The organism is Flavobacterium sp. (genome assembly GCF_030146175.1).
Lineage (GTDB): Bacteria > Bacteroidota > Bacteroidia > Flavobacteriales > Flavobacteriaceae > Flavobacterium.
Map to the genome: position 1 here is coordinate 1 of NZ_JASLCE010000026.1, position 4,647 is coordinate 4,647.

The 4,647-nt window shown below is 40.2% G+C and carries 2 protein-coding genes and 1 pseudogene; 2 read left to right on the top strand and 1 reads right to left on the bottom strand.

Going from position 1 to position 4,647, the window contains the following annotated elements:
- Positions 1-449, bottom strand: a 449-nt coding sequence (locus tag Q1R07_RS03090) for a histidine phosphatase family protein (protein ID WP_300485902.1), incomplete at its 3' end; no start/stop codon positions are given.
- Positions 450-1,268: 819 nt separating this feature from the next.
- Between Q1R07_RS03090 and Q1R07_RS03095 the strand changes: the two genes are divergently transcribed.
- Both Q1R07_RS03095 and Q1R07_RS03100 read left to right on the top strand, forming a co-directional pair.
- A complete protein-coding gene (locus Q1R07_RS03095; RefSeq protein ID WP_300485904.1) occupies positions 1,269-1,760 on the top strand; it encodes a hypothetical protein in 492 nt (163 codons plus the stop codon).
- Between the two features lie 23 nt (positions 1,761-1,783).
- Positions 1,784-4,647 (top strand): annotated as a pseudogene (locus Q1R07_RS03100) (hypothetical protein); the annotation flags it as partial.

The following is a 4,647-nucleotide window of genomic DNA, read 5'->3' on the forward strand; positions in this document are numbered from 1 at the left end:
TTCCGTTTATGTATGTCGTTCCAATCGTCTTGTTCGAAGCTAATCGAAACAAAGCCGGCCTTAGGGACATTATCGATATAAAGGTCAACAAATTTATTAACAAAATCTGTGATAGCCTCGTTATGTCCAAAAAGAATTAGGCTATCGAACCTGTTTTCGCATTTCTTTATCGCGGCTTCCAGATTTTTGCTATCAAAAGTATATAAGTCCTCTTTTATAATAACGCTTTCGTATGGGATCGACAGATTTTGCGAAAATATCATGGCCGTTTCCCTGGCGCGCTTAGCGGTACTACTCCAAACTAAAAAAGTTTTAGGCAAATAACCATTTACTTGACTAAAAATGGTATTGGCATCATTAATACCTCTTTGGGAAATGGGTCTGTCTATATCTTTACTTGGGGTTTCCCAACTTGATTTAGCGTGACGGATTAGAATTAAATTTTTCATGATGAAAAAGATTTATTCTATAAAGTACGACAAAAAAAAAGAAAAATGCCAGTGTGGAAGTATCAAAAAAATGTTAATTTGAGCATCAAACAAGCTTATTTACTAAAAAAGGATTTCAATATAGTAACGCTATGGTATTTCAATAATTTAGGAATACTATAAACCTAAGCTAAAAAACAAAAGCATCCCGTATTCTATTTAGGACACTTTTGCTTTTAAATAATTTAGTTAGTTGACTTTATAAAAGAGTAATTATTAAACAACAACAAAACAAATCTAGTTATTACTTCCTATACCTTCTAAAAATCAGTCAAATAGTCCTTGAAATTAGTATAAAAGACCAACACTATTCACCCGATTAGAGCAGTATTCTGTAATGAATTACAACATATTCGCTATGAATTCAGAAAAATAAAACAAAAAAAATGTTAATTCACGGATAAAAAAAGTCGTTTTATCGAAAAACCTTACGAAAAGAACTTATCACGATTTTATTTGAATAATTTAGTATCACTGAAACACGGTCAAGCATTGTTTTTATTTTAAGTAAATACCACAACAACTTAAAATACAGAACAATGTTCCGCCATACAATTCGCATGACTATTGTGATACCACTAACCTATCGCAATGCTTTATTTCCAAATCATAACAACCTACTTTAATTAAGTCGCCACGTACTTTTTGCTTGTTATCCGGGCAATTCGTTCCATGACTTTGCATATCGTTTTTCCATAGGTGTTAGAACGCAGTTGTTTTATCGCCCGGGGAATCCTTATGCCTTTTATTTTGAAACCAACTTAATTAAATATATTGATTATGAACGCTTTAAAACAAAAAGCAGCTGTACTGTTTCTGCTATTCCTCTTAGTAGAAACGGTACATTCACAAACTTTTATATCCTACCAAGATTTAATGACAAACAATGGATATGGAAGTAAAAAAGAAGGTTCCGCTTTTGATTATGATTATGCAAAATCATTATTAAAAGGATTGCATCCTAAACTTTACATCCTTAATGGTAAAGAAAAAAACGTAACGCAGGGTAATTTGTATTATGCCGAGGTTGATGCGGCTTCATTCAGGCAATTGCTCGCGATGGAAAACATCGGTTCATTGGAAATGCTTACCCTTAAGCTCAGTGCCAATGACGCAGCAAGAATCGATACGACAGCACTTGAAAAATTCAAGAGTCTGAAGTACATCTATGTAATCTGTGATTTTAAATGCAATCCGGATTATATCAAAAGCCTGTTTCTAAATAATCGTCGTGATTATTTAATCATCTACTCGATATCCATACCCAGTTAAGTTTTACTAAAAGTCATCAGATTATGAGAAACTTTACCCAATTAAGTAGTATCATATCGGCGACAAACACCAGACTATTGCTCACCTCTTTTTTGATGTTAACAGCCATAGGTGTGTTTTCGCAAGTTCGGGTTCCGTTTACCCAGCGTACCTCTCAATATTCACCAACCAAAAAGATTTACAATATCCAGGGCGATTTTACCATGATCGGGAATACCAACCTGACACTGGTAAATTATGGGGACAACACGAACAACAGTAACAACGATATGCAATATGTAGATGTAGACAGTGATCCAAACACGCTGAATTCATCCTCCGCAACACTAAACTTTTCGACCGAAAACGGTGCGATTCCCAACTGTTCCAAAATTATTTATGCCGGACTGTATTGGTCGGCCCGAGCTTCCAATGGCAGTTCCAGTCCCGATACTTTTTCGGTAACTAAAAATTTTCCGGGCGCACCGCAGCCTGTAAACAGCAATCAGACCGTTGGCCATAATGGAGCTATTACCAATTCGCAATATACGATGAGTGTTTCGCGTCAGGGGAATAACAACAGCTATTATGTGCGCTATGATTTTAATGGCAACGGAAATACGGTTCAATTCGAATTCCAGAATGCCACACCATACATCCGCTATCGCGTTAACAGCGGAAACTGGATCAATCCGACAAATCAGGTTGTGACGAATAACGGAAATACACGCGTAGTCACTTTTGATCCGGTTACAGTATATACCGAATCCGGAGGGATAACCCTTACTGTAAACGGTTTGGAACGCGACTCCCGACAAAACCAGTCGACAGCTCAATACCAGTCGACTTCGTTTGCCTATACCAACGTTAGCGGAAGCATTTCAAGCACCGTTAGCGTGACCAAAAACTTCAACAAAAGAGAGGTTTTATTAAAAGGTCCGGGTGCTTCGGGTTATACACCGGTTACCGCCAATACCAATGATATTTATTATCCGAATTCCACCGATGATTTTATTTATTCCGCCTATGCCGAAGTAACCGATTACGTAAAACAATACGGATTGGGTGATTATACCGTTGCCGATGTTGCGATGGTAGAAGGAAACGGAGGATCTGTAGGTTATTATGGCGGTTGGGGAATCATTGTGATTTATGAAAACTCCAAAATGAAATGGCGCGATGTAACCGTTTTCGACGGACACGCCTATGTGAGTGGAAGCAACACCACCAGTTTCGAATTACCGGTATCCGGATTTAACACCGTTCAGACCGGTCCGGTTAATCTAAAACTTGGCTTAATGGCCGGTGAAGGCGATCGTGGTATCAGCGGGGATTATTTCAGTATCCAAAAACAAAGCGATAACAGCTGGCTGGATCTGAATCATTCCGGAAATACAACCACAAACTTTTTTAATTCATCGATACTCACCGGTGGTAACACCCGTAATCCGAACCTGTTGAACAATACCGGTTTGGATATCAGTATGTTTACGATTCCGAATTCGGGAAACAGTGTCATCACGAACAACCAGACGTCAACCAAATTCCGGTACGGAACCACGCAAGACACCTACTCTATCTTTACGATAGCCATGTCAGTCGACGCCTATGTTCCGCAACCTCAGGGAATTTCGTCCGTTACTACGATAAATGGTAACCCTGTAAGCGGACCGTTAACCGTTTTACCGGGACAGGAAATCGAGTTTAAAATAAAAGTTTTAAACGAAGGATCGGAAGCCATCAATAATGCAACCGTAGAAATTCCGGTGCCTTTTACCGCGAGTTACGTAAATGGTAGTGCTTCGGGCAATATCCTATTTAGCCCGGCTCCGAGTCCAAATACGGTATCGTTTAACCCATCTCAAGGTGCAAACGGCTCTATTATTTGGAATATCGGAACACTTCCGTTACCGGCCAATCCATCGGATGTTTTGGGCGAACTTACGTTTAAATTAAAAGCAACCGAAGATTGTAGCATACTCAAAAATACGCACTGTAGTCCGGCGATAACGATATACGGTTATATAAACGGTGTCGGTGCTATTTCAGGGGTTGCTGTTACGACCAAACCGTTTATTCAGGGTTATACGGCTTCTGGAATATGTCAGGGCGAACCTATAAAAGATCCGTTGACAATAAGCATCAATTCGCAGGATTATGTAAACAGTCATTGTCAGAATACACCGGATGAAATTGTATTTAATTTTTGTAATGCTTCCGGTAGTATTGCGGTGTCACAAGTGAGCGGAGCGTTTCCTCCGGGAACCCGTTTTTACAACAGCTATCCGGTTGGTTCCGGCACCGTCGAATATACCGCTTCTAATCCGTTTCCGGCTACTGTAGGAACACAAACCTATTATGGCATTCCTCCGGGAAGTACCGATTGCTATTACACCTTTAAAATTAGTATTGCCACAAGCCCTGTTATTACAGCTCCGGCCAACTATACGCTCGAAGGTTGTAGTACCGGTTCCATAACTGGTCTGGTATATAGTGCGACACCGGTTAGCATTAGTCTGGCTCAATTTTTAGCCGCGGGCGGAACCACAACAAACCAATCGTTAAACTATACCATCACCTACGCCGATACCCAATCCGGTACTTGTCCGTTGGTTGTGACCCGAACTTTTACGATTAGTACCGCTTGCGCAGCGAATCAGCATTTTACACAACAGATTACTATAAAAGATACTACTCCACCGGTACCACCAACTCCACCGGCTGCCATAACCGTAGCCTGCGGTAGCGCTGTTCCGGCAATGATCAGTCTAACAGCCAATGATAGCTGTTCCGGTGCCATAACCGTTCAAGGTGTGGATGTAACCACTCCGGGTAATTGTCCGAACTCGTATTCTATCGTTAGAACCTGGACGTTTACTGATGCCTGTGGTAATTCATCAAGCGTATC